Here is a 272-nt window from a genome sequence, read left to right on the forward strand (position 1 = left end):
CGGATCTCTCGCGGTGCCCGCCACGATGCTCGCTGCTGCAGCAGCGGTCGCGCTGGCGCTCACGGGATGCACGGGCGCTCCGGCGCCGACGGCCTCGGCCACGGTCGTCGCCTCTCCGACTCCTGCTCCCACGAGCACGACGCCGGCGGCGATCGCGCTCGTGCCCGGCGGCACGGCCACGCAGAATCTGCCGTACTTCGACCAGGTGAACCACGCGACCCTCGCGAAGAACCCGAATGCGCAGGGGCGCGACTTCATCGACGGGCTCGTCG

General features: G+C 72.4%; 1 pseudogene. It reads left to right on the forward strand.

The window, feature by feature from the left end:
- Positions 1-25: 25 nt before the first annotated feature.
- Positions 26-272 (forward strand): annotated as a pseudogene (locus SB717_RS35855) (hypothetical protein); the annotation flags it as partial.

This window comes from Priestia sp. SIMBA_032, assembly GCF_046535215.1.
Taxonomy (GTDB): domain Bacteria; phylum Bacillota; class Bacilli; order Bacillales; family Bacillaceae_H; genus Priestia; species Priestia aryabhattai.